The 15,442-nt window shown below is 53.0% G+C and carries 23 protein-coding genes; 13 read left to right on the plus strand and 10 right to left on the minus strand.

The annotated features are described in order from the left end of the window. Positions 1-124 precede the first annotated feature (124 nt). Both TURPA_RS07110 and yidD read left to right on the plus strand, forming a co-directional pair. The gene (locus TURPA_RS07110; protein ID WP_014802616.1) at positions 125-418 is read left to right on the plus strand and encodes an antibiotic biosynthesis monooxygenase family protein; all 294 of its coding nucleotides are present in this window, start codon (positions 125-127) and stop codon (positions 416-418) included. Continuing rightward, positions 418-633, plus strand: a complete 216-nt coding sequence (gene yidD, locus TURPA_RS07115) for a membrane protein insertion efficiency factor YidD (RefSeq protein ID WP_014802617.1) — start codon at positions 418-420, stop codon at positions 631-633. The genes TURPA_RS07110 and yidD overlap by 1 nt, the downstream gene beginning before the upstream one ends. Before the next feature lies 1 nt (position 634). Here the strand turns inward: yidD and TURPA_RS07120 are convergent, their stop codons facing one another. Next, positions 635-1,732: a DUF418 domain-containing protein gene (locus TURPA_RS07120; protein ID WP_014802618.1), complete on the minus strand. Its 1,098-nt coding sequence runs from the start codon at positions 1,730-1,732 to the stop codon at positions 635-637. Further along, entirely contained in the window at positions 1,732-2,973 is a 1,242-nt protein-coding gene (locus TURPA_RS07125) for an MFS transporter (RefSeq protein ID WP_014802619.1), read from the minus strand. The genes TURPA_RS07120 and TURPA_RS07125 overlap by 1 nt, the downstream gene beginning before the upstream one ends. Before the next feature lie 79 nt (positions 2,974-3,052). On the opposite strand from TURPA_RS07125, the gene TURPA_RS07130 reads away from it, so the two are divergent. Genes TURPA_RS07130 through TURPA_RS07150 form a run of 5 tightly spaced genes read left to right on the plus strand, consistent with a single transcriptional unit; the run spans position 3,053 to position 5,791 of the window. Further along, positions 3,053-3,445: a VOC family protein gene (locus tag TURPA_RS07130; RefSeq protein ID WP_014802620.1), complete on the plus strand. Its 393-nt coding sequence runs from the start codon at positions 3,053-3,055 to the stop codon at positions 3,443-3,445. Between the two features lie 41 nt (positions 3,446-3,486). Next, a complete protein-coding gene (vapB, locus tag TURPA_RS07135) occupies positions 3,487-3,720 on the plus strand; it encodes a type II toxin-antitoxin system antitoxin VapB (RefSeq protein ID WP_014802621.1) in 234 nt (77 codons plus the stop codon). Then, positions 3,720-4,118, plus strand: coding sequence for a type II toxin-antitoxin system tRNA(fMet)-specific endonuclease VapC (gene vapC, locus TURPA_RS07140; RefSeq protein WP_014802622.1), 399 nt, complete (start codon positions 3,720-3,722; stop codon positions 4,116-4,118). Before vapB ends, vapC begins: the two co-directional genes overlap by 1 nt. Continuing rightward, positions 4,109-4,927, plus strand: coding sequence for an alpha/beta hydrolase (locus TURPA_RS07145; protein ID WP_157210430.1), 819 nt, complete (start codon positions 4,109-4,111; stop codon positions 4,925-4,927). The genes vapC and TURPA_RS07145 overlap by 10 nt, the downstream gene beginning before the upstream one ends. After that, a complete protein-coding gene (locus tag TURPA_RS07150) occupies positions 4,928-5,791 on the plus strand; it encodes an RluA family pseudouridine synthase (RefSeq protein ID WP_014802624.1) in 864 nt (287 codons plus the stop codon). On the opposite strand, the gene TURPA_RS07155 is transcribed toward TURPA_RS07150, so the two are convergent. From TURPA_RS07155 to TURPA_RS07165, 3 genes are all read right to left on the minus strand, one after another. Next, on the minus strand, positions 5,792-6,121 hold the full coding sequence (locus TURPA_RS07155; protein ID WP_014802625.1) for a type II toxin-antitoxin system HicB family antitoxin: 330 nt from the start codon (positions 6,119-6,121) through the stop codon (positions 5,792-5,794). Continuing rightward, positions 6,118-6,321 carry a type II toxin-antitoxin system HicA family toxin gene (locus tag TURPA_RS07160; RefSeq protein WP_014802626.1) on the minus strand — a complete coding sequence of 68 codons (204 nt, stop codon included), beginning with the start codon at positions 6,319-6,321 and terminating at the stop codon, positions 6,118-6,120. Before TURPA_RS07160 ends, TURPA_RS07155 begins: the two co-directional genes overlap by 4 nt. A 104-nt stretch (positions 6,322-6,425) precedes the next feature. Next, a complete protein-coding gene (locus tag TURPA_RS07165; protein ID WP_014802627.1) occupies positions 6,426-6,701 on the minus strand; it encodes a hypothetical protein in 276 nt (91 codons plus the stop codon). A gap of 106 nt (positions 6,702-6,807) precedes the next feature. Between TURPA_RS07165 and TURPA_RS07170 the strand changes: the two genes are divergently transcribed. Continuing rightward, positions 6,808-7,116: a nucleotidyltransferase family protein gene (locus tag TURPA_RS07170; protein ID WP_014802628.1), complete on the plus strand. Its 309-nt coding sequence runs from the start codon at positions 6,808-6,810 to the stop codon at positions 7,114-7,116. Beyond that, positions 7,109-7,453, plus strand: a complete 345-nt coding sequence (locus TURPA_RS07175; protein ID WP_014802629.1) for a HepT-like ribonuclease domain-containing protein — start codon at positions 7,109-7,111, stop codon at positions 7,451-7,453. Before TURPA_RS07170 ends, TURPA_RS07175 begins: the two co-directional genes overlap by 8 nt. 46 nt (positions 7,454-7,499) lie before the next feature. Here TURPA_RS07175 and TURPA_RS07180 read toward each other — a convergent pair whose 3' ends face one another. Then, positions 7,500-8,396 carry a hypothetical protein gene (locus TURPA_RS07180; RefSeq protein ID WP_014802630.1) on the minus strand — a complete coding sequence of 299 codons (897 nt, stop codon included), beginning with the start codon at positions 8,394-8,396 and terminating at the stop codon, positions 7,500-7,502. Between the two features lie 165 nt (positions 8,397-8,561). On the opposite strand from TURPA_RS07180, the gene TURPA_RS07185 reads away from it, so the two are divergent. Then, the gene (locus TURPA_RS07185; protein ID WP_014802631.1) at positions 8,562-8,777 is read left to right on the plus strand and encodes a hypothetical protein; all 216 of its coding nucleotides are present in this window, start codon (positions 8,562-8,564) and stop codon (positions 8,775-8,777) included. Beyond that, positions 8,767-9,036: a type II toxin-antitoxin system RelE/ParE family toxin gene (locus tag TURPA_RS07190; RefSeq protein WP_014802632.1), complete on the plus strand. Its 270-nt coding sequence runs from the start codon at positions 8,767-8,769 to the stop codon at positions 9,034-9,036. The genes TURPA_RS07185 and TURPA_RS07190 overlap by 11 nt, the downstream gene beginning before the upstream one ends. A gap of 16 nt (positions 9,037-9,052) precedes the next feature. On the opposite strand, the gene TURPA_RS07195 is transcribed toward TURPA_RS07190, so the two are convergent. The 4 genes from TURPA_RS07195 to TURPA_RS07210 are packed head-to-tail and all read right to left on the minus strand — an operon-like array spanning position 9,053 to position 11,902. After that, positions 9,053-9,262, minus strand: coding sequence for a hypothetical protein (locus tag TURPA_RS07195; protein WP_014802633.1), 210 nt, complete (start codon positions 9,260-9,262; stop codon positions 9,053-9,055). A gap of 44 nt (positions 9,263-9,306) precedes the next feature. Then, a complete protein-coding gene (locus tag TURPA_RS07200; protein WP_014802634.1) occupies positions 9,307-9,981 on the minus strand; it encodes a hypothetical protein in 675 nt (224 codons plus the stop codon). 10 nt (positions 9,982-9,991) lie between these two features. Continuing rightward, positions 9,992-11,308 carry a hypothetical protein gene (locus tag TURPA_RS07205; protein WP_014802635.1) on the minus strand — a complete coding sequence of 439 codons (1,317 nt, stop codon included), beginning with the start codon at positions 11,306-11,308 and terminating at the stop codon, positions 9,992-9,994. An 18-nt stretch (positions 11,309-11,326) separates the two neighbouring features. Next, a complete protein-coding gene (locus TURPA_RS07210; RefSeq protein ID WP_014802636.1) occupies positions 11,327-11,902 on the minus strand; it encodes a Uma2 family endonuclease in 576 nt (191 codons plus the stop codon). A 166-nt stretch (positions 11,903-12,068) separates the two neighbouring features. On the opposite strand from TURPA_RS07210, the gene TURPA_RS07215 reads away from it, so the two are divergent. Together TURPA_RS07215 and TURPA_RS23380 are read left to right on the plus strand one after the other, a co-directional pair. Continuing rightward, complete coding sequence (locus TURPA_RS07215) at positions 12,069-13,427, plus strand: SDR family NAD(P)-dependent oxidoreductase (protein ID WP_014802637.1); 1,359 nt, start codon at positions 12,069-12,071, stop codon at positions 13,425-13,427. Between the two features lie 313 nt (positions 13,428-13,740). After that, positions 13,741-15,399 (plus strand): Lcl domain-containing protein, encoded by a 1,659-nt coding sequence (locus TURPA_RS23380; RefSeq protein ID WP_169314408.1) that lies wholly within the window; start codon positions 13,741-13,743, stop codon positions 15,397-15,399. Positions 15,400-15,442: the final 43 nt, after the last annotated feature.

The following is a 15,442-nucleotide window of genomic DNA, read 5'->3' on the forward strand; positions in this document are numbered from 1 at the left end:
GATGGCGATGATGAAGTCTACACTTTGTTACAGTCTCCCCCTCTCCTCAAGGAGAGGGGGCTGGGGGGTGAGGTCTCCCGTATTTGCTCGACGGACTCAGTAAATCTGACCATTAGCCAAAATAGTGATTCTCGAACTCGCAATTCTCGACGTTAAACCCGGCAGAGAAGCCGAATTCGTCGCCGCATTCGCAGAGGCCCAGCAATATATTATGCGCATTGAAGGTTATATATCCCACTCGCTGCAGAAATGCATCGAGAGGCCCGGCCGCTACCTGTTGCTCGTCAACTGGCACACACTCGAGGCGCACACTGTCGGCTTTCGCGCGTCTCCCGAATATGCTGAATGGAAAAAACTGCTGCACCATTTTTATGAGCCTTTCCCTACTGTTGAGCACTATGAGAAGGTATTGGGCTGATGCGTCGCTTCTTTATAGTGCTCATTCGATTCTACCAGTACACATTCGCTGCGCTTCTCGGTGGCCAGTGCCGCTTTCACCCGACCTGTTCTGAATATGCAGTCGAAGCGTTTGAGAGGCTACCGATGTGGCGCGCGTTCTATCTGACGCTTTGGCGCATTCTGCGCTGCCAGCCGTTCGCGAAAAGCGGGTATGACCCGGTGCCGAAAGAATAGCCTATTTCAACGACATCACGCGCCAGTGCGATATGCTGCGCAGTAACCATTCAAGCGGGCCGGTTGAAAACGTGCGAAGCCAGAGAATAGAAAAGCACACTGTCGTCACGTAGATGGCCGTCGCCGCTATCAGCAATCCATCATAGCTGATCTTGTTATAGAGGCCGAAGCCATAGCCATGAAAAACGACGCCTGCAAAGAGCGACTGCAGCACATAGTTCGTGAGCGACAAACGCCCTGCGGCGGTCAGCGCCCTGGTAACGAGGCCGTGGCCTTTGCCCGCAAGTGTCAGTATCGCCTGTGAATAAAACAGCGACAAAATAGGAGCGCTCACTGCCATGAGCAACATGGCATATTGCATGGCTTGCTTCCATTGCCACGTGGCGGCGTTCGCGTAGAGCGCACTGCCCCCTATACCCGCGAGCAGGTAAAGGGCAGAAGCGGGTGTCAGGCGCATGTGTTTGAACCAACCCTTGCGCTCTGCCATGTAGCCGAGGCAGATCATCGCGAGCGCGCCCGGCCAGTTGAAGAGCATCACATAAATCAACGACAGCGGATACACTTTGAGATTGCTCAACAATGCTGTGCCATAACCGTGTGAGTAATCGGTTTGCGGCAGTGGCGTATTCGCCTGGCTCATCGCGCCCAAGAGCGTGTACGTCATCGCCGAAATCGCGAGACAGAAGACGGCTGTGACCAAAATTGCGCGATGGTGCATGCGGCTGAGCGGCAGAAAGACGAGGCCCAAGAGCCCATAGCTCAGAAGAATATCACCCGGAAAAAGCAAGATTGCATGCGCAGCGCCCAAAATCATCAGGCCCAAAAACCGCCGCAGCAAAAATGCGGTGCCTTCGCGGTTCTGCAAAACTGCGATGCCAACGCCAAAAAGAAACGAAAATAACGTGAAAAATTTCGCTTCGAACAGCAACGAATTGACAAACAGCGCAGCGCGCGCGGTGCTCGTTTCGGGCATCTGCCGGTACGATTCGAGGCTGCGCGCAATGAGCGGCAGGTTAACGACGCAGATACCCCACAGCGCAAAACCGCGCAGGGCATCTAGCCCTTGAATGCGATCGGGCGCTTTCGAGTCTGTTGCCATTATCCCTTATGATCCTGGTGCATCACGAGCCGGTGTATGGTGTACATCATGACAATTGTAATCAGCATCGCGCTGATGACGACGTAGCCGAGAATATCGTACCGCGCCAAAGCGCCCGAGCTGGTTTTCACGACGATCGCGCCTGCGACAGCCGAGGCGATGCCGCCTGAGATCTGCTGAAACGCCGAACTGACGCCCATAAAGGCCCCGCGGTCTTGTGGCGCAGGCACTCCGCTCATGAGCGCCGATGCACCCACGATGCGCGCAGTAATCGCCGCAAACAGTGCGGCCGTGATCAGCGTCACGAGCCAAAGCGGGCTCACACCGAGGTTCGTGTAGATAAGAACGAGCACCATGCCGAGTGTCGAACCCGCCACAAATACCTTGTATTTGCCAACCGCATCGCTGAGTCTGCCGGCAATCGGGCCGGCGATCATCGCGGTGATGCCTGTCACCATGTAGAGTGTCGGCAGGTCGTCGGTACTGAGACCCAGGTTACCGGTACCAAATGCGCTGCCGAAAGGCATTAGCATGAAGCCGCCGGTTGCGAGCAGAGTCGTGGCCGCGAAGCCGCGCAGGTAACGGGGTTTCGTAACGGTTGCATAGAGGTGGTGCAATGGGTGCCGGTCTAGCTTCAGTTTGAGATGGCTGTCGACAGGGCGCATTTTCAGAACAATGATCAATCCGACTGGTAACCCCAGAGCGACAATCATCAAGAACGGTGAATGCCAGCCGAACTTATTGGCCGCGTACAGCCCAACCGGAATACCGAGCACCTGGCTCGAGGCGAACGCCATCTGTAGAAAGCCCATAACACGCCCGCGCACCTGCATTGCGAAGATGTCGGTCACAATCGCAAAGCAGATCGAGCTGATGACGCCGCCAAAAATGCCGGTGACAATGCGCGCACCGAGCAGCAGGTAGTAGTCGGGCGCAATGCCGCAGAGCAGAGTGCCGCCGAGAAAGCCCGCATAGAAGACGATCAGCATGCGCTTGCGGTCGAAACGATCTGCAAAACCTGCGGCGAGAAGACCCGAGGCGCCGGCGCTGAACGCGTAAGCTGAAACTACCCAACCGAACTGCTGCGGGTCGATTGCCAGTGCGGGCATGAGAATCGCGCCAAGCGGCGACAAGACCATGAAGTCGAGAATTACGGTGAATTGTAAGACGGTGAGGATTGCGATGAGAAACTTTTCATAGCCGCTGAATGCGGTCTTGGGCGCTTTTTCTGCGACGGTCATGCGTAGCTATGGATTTTCAGAACAGGGGGTAAGGCGTTTTTCAAGGTTTACGGCTGCGGTTCATGCGCATAGCTGCACTATGCAAGTGCTACAGGCGGCCTTTTCGTTTCCCGTGGCCGACGCAAAACGCACCCACGATTTTTACAAAGGGGTTTTCGGCGCCGACGCCTGCGAGAGGGATGCAGAAGTCGTCACAGTCACACTACCGGGTTCGCAGATCTTCTTTATTCAAACCGATGAGTTTAACTTTCTGTTGAAGCCTGCAGAAGTCGAAGCTGTGCTGGCGCCGGGTCTCAACGCGGCGATGCTCAGCGTCACCGTCGCCACACGTGATGATGCATATGCGATCTTGAAACTGGCAGCCGATGCCGGTGGCAAACCCTGCGGGCAGGCGGTGCCTTACCCTTGGGGGCTGGCGGCATATTTCACCGACCCTGATGGGCATTTGGTTGAGGCAATCTGGAGGGGGTAGAAAATTTCGCCGAAACAATAAAAGTATATATCTTAGTATATATGAACACGGCAAAACTCTTCAAGAACGGCGAAAGTCAGGCTGTGCGCCTACCAAAAGAATATCGCTTCAAGGGTAGCGAAGTCTATATTACGAAACACTCGAACGTGGTGATGCTGATACCAAAGTCGAAAAACACATGGGATATCATGAAAGAGGCAGTCGGCGAATTCAGTGAAGATATCTTTGCCGAAGGCAGGCAGCAACCTGAAGAGCAGGTGCGTTCAGGTCTCTGATGTATTTGCTCGACACGAATATCTGCATCTACACTATCAAGCAACGCTCAACCACATTCATCGACAAATTCAAAGCAGCGAAGCTACAAGGTCGCGTTGGCATTTCGGCGATCACCTACGCTGAACTTCAATATGGCATTCAAAAAAGCCAGCGCCGCAGCGAAAATCAGGTGGCTCTCGCGCAATTTTTGGTACCGCTCAAGACATTCGAATTTGACGAAAAGGCGGGCATACTCTTTGGCGAAATCAAAACTGCGCTCGAAAAAATGGGTACACCGATAGGCTCTTATGACATGCTGATCGCGGCGCATGCGTTGTCGCTCGATGCGACGCTCATCACGAACAACGAGGGCGAATTTCGGCGAGTACCAGGGCTAAAGGTAGAGAATTGGCTGTAAGGCAACTATTCTCAGGCCCCGCCCGTTTCTTTGTTGCCCTGACACTCGTGATCGCAGTCATCTCTGTGCTCGCCATGCCATTTCGCGGCGCACTTACCCGACCTTTGGTTTTTCCCGCGCCGAATTATCGTTTTACGCCTGCATTGCCCGGCGGCAAAATTGTCACGGCCAGAACATCGCGCATTGCATACGGTTACTATGCGAAGGCAGGGCAGAAACTCGTTGTGCTCTTTCACGGCAATGGTGAGGTGATGGGCTCGATGCAAGGCATCGCAGAGTTGCTCTTGCGCGAGGGTTACAGCGTGCTCATGACCGAATATCCTGGTTATGGTTTCGCCGCAGAGTACCCAGTGAGCGAGCAGAATATCTACGAAGACACAGCAGCGCTTCTGAAACTCATGCGCGAGGCGTACAACCATACGGCGAAAGACACAATTCTGTGGGGCTTTTCTCTCGGTACCGGCGTTGCCACCGAAATGGCGGCGCAAAAGTTGGGCGAGAAGTTAATCCTCATGGCGCCGTTTACTTCGGCACCCGACACGGCAGCGCACCACTTTTTTTCATTGGCCCGCCACCTTGTGGTGGATGTATTTAATAACAAAGCGAAGGCGCCGCTCATTGAAATGGCGACGCTGATCGTTCACGGGTCTGCCGACAGCGTGATTCCGGTTTCGATGGGTCAAGAGCTGTCCACCCTGTTTCGATCCAACGAACTGATCATCGTGCCGAACGCAGACCACAACGACCTCTTGGCGAGGTTAACCCCCGGGCATTGGCAAAAGATTCTCCGATTCGTGCGGGCCGCATAAATGCAGTTCACAGTTAAAGCAGCCGCCCCGCTGATGGATTTTCTCATGCAGGCGCTGCATGGCAAGAGCCGCACCGGAGTCAAATCTCTACTCAGCAAAAAGCTCGTCACGGTCGACGGCGAGCTCATAACAAGATTCGATCACCCGCTGAGCGAAGGGCAGGTAGTCGGCATCGGCAAAAAGCCTCAGGGCAAAACGACCGCACTGCGTGGCCTCAAGATCATCTACGAAGATGAGGCAGTGATTGTGATCGACAAAGAGGCCGGTTTGCTTTCGGTTTCAACCGACCTGGGCAAAGAGCGTACAGCACACGGTTTGGTGAGCGCATACGTGAAAAGAAGAAATCCTAAAACGAAGGTGCTGGTGGTTCACCGTCTCGACCGCGACACTTCGGGCATTATGATGTTCGTCAAAGACAAAGACCTGCAGCGCCACCTGCGGCAAAACTGGCAGCAGAGCATCGAGACACGCAGCTATCTCGTGGTCGTTGAAGGCATTGTCGAAAAAGACAGCGGCACAATCGAATCGTTCATGCATGGCACCGATTCGCTGCGCAGTTATTCGTCGAAGAGGCAAGAGGGCGGACAAAAAGCGGTGTCGCGGTACAAGGTTTTGAAGCGCGGCAAAGACCACACTCTGCTCGAGGTCGAACTCGAAACCGGGCGTAAGAACCAGATTCGCGTACACATGCAAGACATCGGCCACCCTGTGGCAGGTGATTCAAAATACGGCGCGCAGGGCGACAAGCTTGGGCGACTCGGCCTGCACGCGCACGTGCTCGCGTTTACCCACCCGGTGACCGAGAAGCCAATGTCGTTTCAATCACCGGCGCCGGCAGAGTTTCTTAAACTTTTTGCACCATGATTACTGGCTAAGGCGCTCAATACAAAATTCATTGAGGCTCTTGCCACTTTTGAAGGCGCGTATCGCAAGATTTTTATGTAAGGTCTCGCCGGCACGCAAAACAAATTGCCCTGAGTACTTATGTTTGATGATTGCATCGGGAAGCTTTCGTCCGTCTTTGTCCAGAATTTCTATAGCCTCGTCAATTACCTGTGTTAAGGCTTTATGCACGGCGATTTCATCTTTGCCGTGGACACCCCCTACCAACAGCTCGGGGCATTCACCAATAAAACATTTGTCTTCGTCAGACCATTGAATCAGACGGGTGTATTGTTTTGCTTCTGTTCTCATTTTTGACCCTTTGTGAGATCTAGCGCCTTCTTCACAGCTTTCTCTTGGTATGGTAGAGCATCGTCACCATTCTTGCCAGAGATTGTCACAATCTGCTGCATCGCTGGGTGCGTAAAATTGCGGTGGCTGCCTTTACCGCCCCGGTCTTTGAACCCTGCGCGCTCAAGATCGGCAATCAACTCCCTGATTTTGCGTGGCACCGCTTATAGTACTAAAATAGTATCAATTCGTCAAGTTTTTCCAAATTCCATTTCGCCTGAGTATAACAAGAAATGAGAACGAGCAAATATACACTAAATGGTGTTCAATTTCCTGGTGTATCATCAATCACACGCACATTCTTGTCTTGCTGCCTCTTCAGGCAGGCCTGATAGTTTCTGTCACAGCGAATGTCACACTGGCTGATGCTCTGGTGCGCCGTTTTCGAATTGTCAAAGCCTGCATTGCTGCTCGAGCAACCTCGATGGCAGCTGCGGTTGTTCTCTTCGCAGACCGCCATGGCCTTGTCGGTCGTGCGGCAGCCTGTACTGATTGCGCCTGCAGCCGCGATTGCGAGGAAAATCCACACTTTCTTATTCATGGCTCTCGGTTTGTGCCTCAGGTAGGCTGGCAACCAGAACTGGTTCGCCGATGGGTAATTCAAATCTCGATTGACGGGCCGGTTTGTCAGGGCAAATATAGCCCAGATGGATGCTGGTCTCAAACAGACAATAAATGAGATAAATCAGATTTATGCGCCAGAGGGGTTCACAATTGTCGGCGTTTTTGGCTCACATGCCCGGGGTGACAGCACGATTCAAAGTGATATCGACTTTCTCTACCGCCTTAGTGAAAAAGCAATCAACAAATATCCAGGCTGGGACATCTTTCTGCTTTATGAGCGTGTAAAAAATGATTTAGAACTGCGCACAGGCAAGAGAGTTGATCTTGCCGACGAAAACGGACTTAGCAAGACGGGTCAAAGGTTCATTTTGCCAGCCGTCGAATATGTCTGACGAATCTGATATCGCAAAGCTGAATTTTATCAGCGAACTCATTTCAGATATTGAACTGATTATCAATAGACACTCGGGGAGTGCAAAAGCGCTGGCAGATATAGAAGGCAAACATGCCTTGTTGATGTGCTTACAGCAAATTGGCGAGACGTTAGGCAAAATCAAAAAGCCATTATGGCAGGCCTTACTCGAAACACATCAGGCCAATGCAATGCGCAACGTTATAGCACACAACTACCTAGGTATTGATCCACGCATTGTGCTTAGCACGCTCGACTTGAAAATTCCTCAGCTTAAAGAAAAGATCGATATAATATTAGCACAGGGTGCGAACTGATCGCGGGCAGCTGAGAATAGTTTGTCGTATTTCATCGCCTAGCGCCTCATGGCTTCTTGAAAAGATTTGGCATTAATTTACCCGTCCACTTCGCGCGCACAACGGCATTGCTGTTGTTGTTAGCGGGGTCTGTATCCCAAAAATTCAACCCAAATTTCTCGCGGTGAAACCACGGGCCCACGTGACCGCCCCAGAAACCTTCGGCGGCAAGCGTGTTACAGAATGCTCGTGACCACTTAATCGACCACGGAATATTAGACTTGGGTCCGCTGAAAACCCCCTCTGCGCCCTGCTGGGCTTTGCAACCGGGGTGCCCTTCGGGCAGGTATGGTGCCTGATCGGCATTGTCAGGTAAAAACGTGGCACCGCAGTGCGCATTCTTAGAACCAAGGCATGGCCCCGCCGCAGAGCCGAGCTTGCCGGGATATTTTGAATCCCACTTGTTCGTAAACCTACGCTCATCGCCCCACAGCGCGCGCGCGAACATGCAATGGTCTTTCTTCACCTGCCGGTCTTCGCTGGTGTAACCGACGAGCGCACGCACATGGTTGATCGCGATGCGGTGCCATTCATCTATTTCTGCCTTCGTGGGGTTCTTATTATCAGCAAAGGGTTTGTGTTTGTAAAAGACCTCGCGCAGGCCTCGCACACGATCAACACCGGGGCAGATGGCCGCCGCAAATTGCTTCTTTGTCATTTTGGTAGGATCGTAAACCGTGCCGTCCCATTTCGCCGCATCCCATTGGTCACGCTTTATCCAGCCTACGCCATCGGGGTCATGCGCTGTGTTGGTGCCGCCCGCAAATGGCTTTGTGGCGAAAGTTTTCCAGTTAGCCTGGTTGGGGGTGTACTGCTGCGCTTTGCCGAGACCGTTGTCGTTGGCATAGGTAGTGATGCCGGCGAGGGCACACAGAGTGAGGATTTTGAAGGGCGAATGTTTCACGGCAGCATCGTGGCATGAGCTGCCCGTCGGTCAATTAGATTGCGGAAAAAGGTGGGCCAATTTATTGCAGGGCCTCGTAGGGGTAGACTTTAGTCTACCCCTACGGGATAGGTGCCGTAGCAAAAAATGATTGCCACTGGCAAACGAGCGGCATATATTTGTAACATGGCAATCGCCTTTCACGAAGTCATGGCAGAAATCAAGAGCTACGACCACGCAGGGAAAGTGATGATTAAAGAGTATTGCGAAAGTCTGCTGGCTGATGAAGCGCGCGCTGAATTTGCGCGAGAGGTCGAAGAAGGCATGCAAGAATTTGCGGCCGATAGACTCAAGGCTCACACAAGTGTGAAAGACCTGCGAGCTTCTTTAGATGCTGATTAGGCATTCGGCTGCCTTCAAAAAGGCTTATAAGAAGCGCATCAAGAATAACCCTGAGCTCAGAGAGTTGTTCTGGGATGCAATCGAAATATTCGCCGCAGATCCGTATAATGCCGGTCTCAAGACCCATCCCTTAAAAGACCAGCTTGAGGGAAAATGGGCGTTCAGTGTTGATTATGACTGTCGTGTCGTTTTCCACTTTGTTTCCGAAACTGAAATCGTGCTCTTAAACATCGGTACACATCAACAAGTGTATCGATAGAAACGGCTGTGAATATCTATGCAGTAGCTGCGGATTCATGAATGCTGCGATTCAGTACCTGATATGCCCATTGCGTAACCGGCTGCGTGGGTTCTGTATTCTCTGCTTGTGGTGCGGGGGCCACTTGAGCCGGTACGGCTTCTTTCTTCGCGGGCTTCGCAGCTTTTTTTGCCTGCGCAAAGACCGGCAGACCGGCCATCGTCATGATCAGTAGTATTTTCTTCATTCTCTTTTCCTTAAGTTGTTTGTTGTTTGTATCTTATGATACGGTCATAGCGGCGGCGGGGTGGTGTCCCCCTCCGCCCTTACGGGCGCCCCCCCCGCAAGCGGGCGAGCGCTTGCGGCAGGCGAAGCCTGCGGGGCGGAGGACTGGGCTTTCTTTCGGTTCTCTTCGGCGCGGCGTTTGGCGGTGTTGATGATGGTCCAGTCGGGAGTTTTGCCCCAGGCAGACTGTCCTCGATAATTGAGCTCAATGAACTTGTCTATGTCGACGCCTTCGATCTCGGAAGCATTCTGCAACAATATTTCGCTGAGCTCCCCCACGGCGAATCTTTCCCCGAGTTTTACCAGATCAATATGGGTGAAAAAGTAATTATTCCGGCCCCTCATTTTATATTCGATTTTGATGGCATGTTTGCTAGCCCAGAATCTTCCGATGGCAATAATGTCAGACAAGGGAATTCTTTTCCTTCGATTCAGGTGAAAAGTTGCAATTAGAATTTCTGGATTTATTTCGATAGTCCGGGGTGCTTTGAGTTGAAGCCAAAGAGAGCTTGTAAACAGAAAGCTCCCGCCGATGGCCATGAGACCGAAAAGCAAATAACTGCCTAGATCATTCTGTGCGGTAATAATTTTTATGGGCAGAACAATAGTAAGTGTCATGGAAAAAAAATACGAGCCGATGAGCGGCAAGAAATTGGACACATTTTGTGTGAATAGTTTCATTTCTTGCCTTTCAAGGCTTAGGCCACAATAGTCCATTCATGACATTAAACGGCATTGCCATCCAACCTGCCGTTGTTTCAGCAGTGGTCGCAAATGGTTTGCCATAGGCACCAAAACTTGAGCTCTGCATATGACTTGAGAATGCGACGCCACCAGCGGTTAACAAGCCGGCCCCAAACACTTGTCCTTTCTTGACCTGACTCCAGTCCCAATCATTTTGATAGCCTTGAGCGAGTGTGTCTGCAATCATGCCATAAGCTAACCCGTACCCACTTTTCCGTAGAATGCTACCGGTTGGCCCACTTAGCGGCGTACCGAAGCCCATTGTACCCATGCCAATCATGACATTCTCGGCAAGCCCACCCCACGTATGGTTTGTTGTGCCACCGATGTAACTCATACCGCTGGTTATACCACCAGTTAGCATATTTGTGCCATAGGGGACAAGCTCGGCCCCGATTTTGCTCCAATTCACAGCATTCTGGCCCTGAGTACTCATCTGCGACCAGCGACCCGACAACATGGCGATCTTGTCATACTGGCTCATCTGGCCACCGGTTGTCAGTTCGGCCAGAGACCGCGATCCTGCCGCGACCATTGACCCGCTTAGCATCATACCCGACGCCATCGGCATGCTATCAATACCCTGCGCCAAACCTCGCGCGGCGCCCCAGTCTTCGGGCATCAGATCGCTCACAGCCTTGCCGACACTCGGGTACGAAGTGAATTCGCCCTGAAGCGCACTATACCAGTTGCGAGCATTCGCCGCCGCGTTGGTATACGCCGTCGCAGCCATCGCGTTCGTCGTGTACGCAATTCCCGGTGCCGGCACGGCGTAGAGCGTTGTCGCAATGTTGTTCAGCACACCCGCAGTTGCGTTCAACGTGAACTGCCCGGCCTGCTGCCACATGTAGGCAGACCTCGCGATTTCAAACTGCGCCTGCCGAGCCGCTGCTTCGCGTTCTGCTCTCACCTCGGGCGCAATTTTCGCCAGAGCTTTTTCCATCTCGAACGCCTGCGCCGGGGTCAAATTGAGCGGTTGTCTGCCGGTGATAGTGTTCATACCCAGCAAGAAACCCGTGCTGTTGGTAACTCCTGCTGTATTCTGCAACTGCGCCATCGCAGCCGCCGCCCGCGCCGCGCGAGTCTTATCATACCCAAACTGCTTATCGGTCTGCCCGGTGTACTCGCCCACACCCGTCGGCATGTTGATCGTCACGCCGCCTTTTTCGATCTTGGCGCGCAGGTTGTCGCGCGCGGCTGCGTAGGCGTCGCCGTCGTTCGGGTCAAGGCCTGGGTTGTTTGCCATGACGTAGCGAAACTCCATCTCTTCGCTGCTCGCGGCTCATGGGTTCTTTGGGAAAATCGTTTGAACTTGCACGTCTTTGCCATGTACCAGCAAAACCGCATCGTTACTCATTACTGAGGTCACCGAATAGCCATCGCCTTCTGGTTTTCGGTAGATCTCTACCGTGTGGTTGTCTGCCCGTACAATCCAGACTTCAGGTATTTGCGCCAGCGCATAGCCTCGCAATTTGGCGCGATCAAGCGGCAATGAGCTAACTGCAACCTCAACGACGACTTCTGCAGTGTGCGGGTGAGCGTTGAGAAAATCGTCTTTTGTGCCCCGAACCACGCATAGATCGGGTTCGGGTTCAGATTGCAGGGCCGGTATCGAAAGCGGTTGTTCTTGCCTAACCAGGTATCCGGCCTTGAAGGCACTTGCCAGAATTTCGCGCAATGTCTCTATGAGATAGACGTGCAAAGGTGATTTTGGCATTTTATTGATAATCACTCCTTCGATCAATTCGGTTCGTTGATCGATCTGCCAGTTGTCGGCGAGACGGTGATATTCGTTGAGGGTGAACCGGTGTATCTGGCCGACAACGACCGGATCATCGAGCAGTGCGGCGCCACTCATGTGCAGAATTGTCAGCAGCTGAAATCTCCCGTCAACAGATTTCGCTCGATGCCTGATTCATCTGGTTCTGTAGGGGTAGACTTAAGTCTACCCCTACAGAACCTAACTAATGACACAAATGTCATTTTTTGTTGACGCCTCGTTCGACCTTGTGTAGGTTTGGCCTATGAAAGAACTGAGAGATAAAGTCGTCTTGATCACTGGCGCTGCCGGTGGCATCGGTCTCAACACAGCTGGTTTCTTTGCTGAAGCCGGTTCGCGCCTGGTGCTCACCGACATCAACGAAATGGCGCTTGAGAATGCGAAGCAGCGCCTTGCGAAACACGGCGTCGATATTCTCACCAAGGTCGTCGACGTCACCGACCTCAAGGCCGTCGAAAGCCTGCGCGACGATGTCGTGAAGAAATTCGGCAAGCTCGACGTGCTGATCAACAATGCCGGCATCGGCTATAACGCTGAAATCGCCGACACGCCGCTCAGCAAATGGCAACAGCTGATGAACATCAACTTCTGGGCGCCGCTCTACCATATCCAAACGTTTCTGCCGCTCATGAAAGAAAAGAAGTCGGGCCATATCGTCAACGTCTCGAGTGGCCAGGCATACTTTCGCGCACCAACATGGGGAGCGTATTCGGTGACGAAGCTCGCCGTCGGTGCGATGTCTGAGATCATGAACGTCGAAGTTGCGCGCGACAATATCAAAGTGACCACTGTGTATCCGTTTCTGGTGAACACGGGTTTCTACGATACCGCGACCGCCAACTCAATCGGCGAGCAGCTGTTCTTTATGTTCATGCCGCTCTATTCAGACAAACCTGAAACGGTAGCACGCATGATCTTTGATTCGGTGCGCGAAGAGAAGGATGTAGAAATGGTGAGCATTCTGAACCAGTTCTTCAAGTATATCCGCGTTTTACCCACGGCTGCCGGCGTGATGGATAAAACGACGCACACTTTCATGTCGAAGCAACAGCAAGAGTCTTTGGGCCTCGGCGGCATCGTCGATAAGCTGGGGTCTATCCTCAATTCGATTATGGACACCGCGAAGAAAGGTGTGCCCGAAAAAGGTTTTGTGATTCACGAGGTCATGTCAGGCGAGCACGAGTTCGTCGACGGTTTTGGCCCTGCGGGCAAACACAAATTTGAATTTAAAGCCGACTGGGGCCCGAAGAACCTCGTCGATTTCGTAAACCCAGGGCAAGACAAGTTCATGCTGAGCGAGCTCGCGGGCACGGTGACGATCGGCGGCATGTGCGAAAACATGCCAGTCTATGGCACGCTGCAGCTGCGCTATTTTCAAGACCAGAAAATTCGCTACACATTCGACTTCAGCGTCGACGGTGAACCGTACCAGTACGTCGGCGAGAAGCAGCAGATTTATCCATGGAACCTGCCATATTCACACACCACATGCTTTGGCGAAGTGAAGAACCTGCGCACAGGCAAAGTCATCTCAAAGTCGATCACGCACTTTGACATGAATGACTTGCCCGAGTTCTTGGGCACGTTCAAGCTAACGGGTTAATGATTTTGTAGAGACGCCCTTTAAGGGCGTCTCTACGATATCAAACGGGCGTCTCTGCGACTGTCGCGCCTGCGTTAGGCGCTTCGGGTTGATATGGGTCAGGGTATGGTTCTGTTTGGCATAGGACAAAAATACGCTTTACAGATGGAGCTTCATGCCTCGCGACTTTTCGATGGCACAGACCAACCGGCAGCGGAATATCTGGCCTGCAAATCAGTCGTCTTTCTCTCGCAAATTGCTCACTACGCAGCTCTTGCTTCTCTGCGGAGCCATGGCGTTCACCCATTGCCGTAACTTCAATTGGCCGGCAGAAATGTCTGAGGTCAAGACTGATGTACCCACATTACCACAGATGGCAGCGCCTTCGATGGCTCCGGCAGGTGGTTTGTACATTTCAACACAGAATGTGACAATTACGACCACGCCCGCGGCCGATGCAATTTGTTATTCCACCGATGGCGTGACCACGCCCGCCTGCACCGGCACCACCTGCACCTCCGGAAGCAGTTACTCTGCGGCTGTCTCCGTATCGGCAAATCAGAATTTACAGGCGATAGCCTGTGCGTCAGGGTACACTGCTTCTGCCGTAGCATCAGAAACATATACTTTTGATCTCGTGCTGCCGACAGTACTTTCTTCGACACCAGCAGACGCGATGACTAACGTAGCGCCGTGTTCAGGCGCTCCGTGCAGAGCGGCAATTGTGCTCATCTTCAGCGAGAGCATGAACACGACTCTCACTCAGACGCTCACGACAGAAATATTCGATGGCGCTTCGTACGTGAGTGCGCCTGATAGCTCGCCAACCTATACCTGGTCTACAGGCACATTTACCAACGACACCCTGACGATACAGGTTGGCTGGTATTGGTTTCCTGAGTTTTCGCAGATTCGCTATACCTTGCCCATCGCGGGGTTTCAAGACCTTGCGGGCAATTTCATCGCTGCGCAGGTACAGAGAAGTTTCACTACGACGAAAGCCAATCAGGCTTACCCTCTCGCTGACACCGGGTATACATCGTGCCATAACGACGCGGGAGTCACAGCCTGCGGTGACCCGGGCTGGCCCGGGCAAGATGGCGATTTTTTAAATGTTCCCGCTGCACGTAGTTTCACCGGCCCGTCGATGCACGCCACCTACAATTCTGATTTCACAACAGTAGACAATGTCACTGGCCTCACCTGGAAAGCCTGCTCCGAGGGCCGATCAGGGGCCACCTGCGCAGTGGGTGCGAACGGTACTTATACGTGGGCAAATGCAATCTCGCAGTGCTCAGCGCTGAATGCAGCCAATTCGGGGGCTGGTTACGCCGGTATCAACGAATGGCGCCTGCCGACGATGCAAGAGATCGAGACGCTGCTTCGTTTCTGGGGCTCGCCTGCGGTTGAGGCGGTGCATTTTCCTCAGACGGCAGGTGCGGCCTACTGGTCATCAACGGCAAGATTTAGCTCGCCAACGAACGCCTGGCGTGCAAATTTCAGTTTCGATCCGGTGTATTATTCGCTGAAGACCACGGCGGGCAATATTCGCTGTGTAGCGAGCAGTACGAGCGCATCACGGGTATTCTCTGACAACGGCGATGGCACGATAACCGACAACAGTACAAACCTCAGGTGGCAAAAATGCGCCAGGGGAAAAGCCAACGATGCAACTTGCAGCGGCGCAGCGACTACGGGGGTCTGGTCGACCGCTCTAAACTATTGCGATACCCTCAATCTAGGCAGTTTCGGAAATTCGAACAACTGGCGTCTGCCGAACCCTGTTGAACTCAATAGCCTAATCAACCGCGCTGTAGTTGCCCCGCTGGTGCAGTCGGGATTTTTTCCCGGTACTACGGTGGGCGACTATTGGACTTCAATGCCCTACTCAACGCCGACCGGAGCATGGGCCTTGAGTTTTTCTACGGGCTATACCAGTGGATACGCGAAGACGAACCCATTCTACACTCGTTGCGTGGCAACAGGGCCTTAGCCGCAACCAAAGACACGCATTACTTTCCCCCCTGTCGCGCCCG

The sequence above is a fragment of the Turneriella parva DSM 21527 genome, assembly GCF_000266885.1.
Lineage (GTDB): Bacteria > Spirochaetota > Leptospiria > Turneriellales > Turneriellaceae > Turneriella > Turneriella parva.

What these genes read in the sequence shown, in the direction of transcription:
- yidD (WP_014802617.1), top strand. Translation starts at nt 418, where the DNA reads ATGCGTCGCTTCTTTATAGTGCTCATTCGATTCTACCAGTACACATTC.
- TURPA_RS07120 (WP_014802618.1), bottom strand. Translation starts at nt 1,732, where the DNA reads ATGGCAACAGACTCGAAAGCGCCCGATCGCATTCAAGGGCTAGATGCC.
- TURPA_RS07125 (WP_014802619.1), bottom strand. Translation starts at nt 2,973, where the DNA reads ATGACCGTCGCAGAAAAAGCGCCCAAGACCGCATTCAGCGGCTATGAA.
- TURPA_RS07130 (WP_014802620.1), top strand. Translation starts at nt 3,053, where the DNA reads ATGCAAGTGCTACAGGCGGCCTTTTCGTTTCCCGTGGCCGACGCAAAA.
- vapB (WP_014802621.1), top strand. Translation starts at nt 3,487, where the DNA reads ATGAACACGGCAAAACTCTTCAAGAACGGCGAAAGTCAGGCTGTGCGC.
- vapC (WP_014802622.1), top strand. Translation starts at nt 3,720, where the DNA reads ATGTATTTGCTCGACACGAATATCTGCATCTACACTATCAAGCAACGC.
- TURPA_RS07150 (WP_014802624.1), top strand. Translation starts at nt 4,928, where the DNA reads ATGCAGTTCACAGTTAAAGCAGCCGCCCCGCTGATGGATTTTCTCATG.
- TURPA_RS07155 (WP_014802625.1), bottom strand. Translation starts at nt 6,121, where the DNA reads ATGAGAACAGAAGCAAAACAATACACCCGTCTGATTCAATGGTCTGAC.
- TURPA_RS07165 (WP_014802627.1), bottom strand. Translation starts at nt 6,701, where the DNA reads ATGAATAAGAAAGTGTGGATTTTCCTCGCAATCGCGGCTGCAGGCGCA.
- TURPA_RS07170 (WP_014802628.1), top strand. Translation starts at nt 6,808, where the DNA reads ATGGATGCTGGTCTCAAACAGACAATAAATGAGATAAATCAGATTTAT.
- TURPA_RS07175 (WP_014802629.1), top strand. Translation starts at nt 7,109, where the DNA reads ATGTCTGACGAATCTGATATCGCAAAGCTGAATTTTATCAGCGAACTC.
- TURPA_RS07185 (WP_014802631.1), top strand. Translation starts at nt 8,562, where the DNA reads ATGGCAATCGCCTTTCACGAAGTCATGGCAGAAATCAAGAGCTACGAC.
- TURPA_RS07190 (WP_014802632.1), top strand. Translation starts at nt 8,767, where the DNA reads ATGCTGATTAGGCATTCGGCTGCCTTCAAAAAGGCTTATAAGAAGCGC.
- TURPA_RS07195 (WP_014802633.1), bottom strand. Translation starts at nt 9,262, where the DNA reads ATGAAGAAAATACTACTGATCATGACGATGGCCGGTCTGCCGGTCTTT.
- TURPA_RS07200 (WP_014802634.1), bottom strand. Translation starts at nt 9,981, where the DNA reads ATGAAACTATTCACACAAAATGTGTCCAATTTCTTGCCGCTCATCGGC.
- TURPA_RS07205 (WP_014802635.1), bottom strand. Translation starts at nt 11,308, where the DNA reads ATGGAGTTTCGCTACGTCATGGCAAACAACCCAGGCCTTGACCCGAAC.
- TURPA_RS07210 (WP_014802636.1), bottom strand. Translation starts at nt 11,902, where the DNA reads ATGAGTGGCGCCGCACTGCTCGATGATCCGGTCGTTGTCGGCCAGATA.
- TURPA_RS07215 (WP_014802637.1), top strand. Translation starts at nt 12,069, where the DNA reads ATGAAAGAACTGAGAGATAAAGTCGTCTTGATCACTGGCGCTGCCGGT.
- TURPA_RS23380 (WP_169314408.1), top strand. Translation starts at nt 13,741, where the DNA reads ATGTCTGAGGTCAAGACTGATGTACCCACATTACCACAGATGGCAGCG.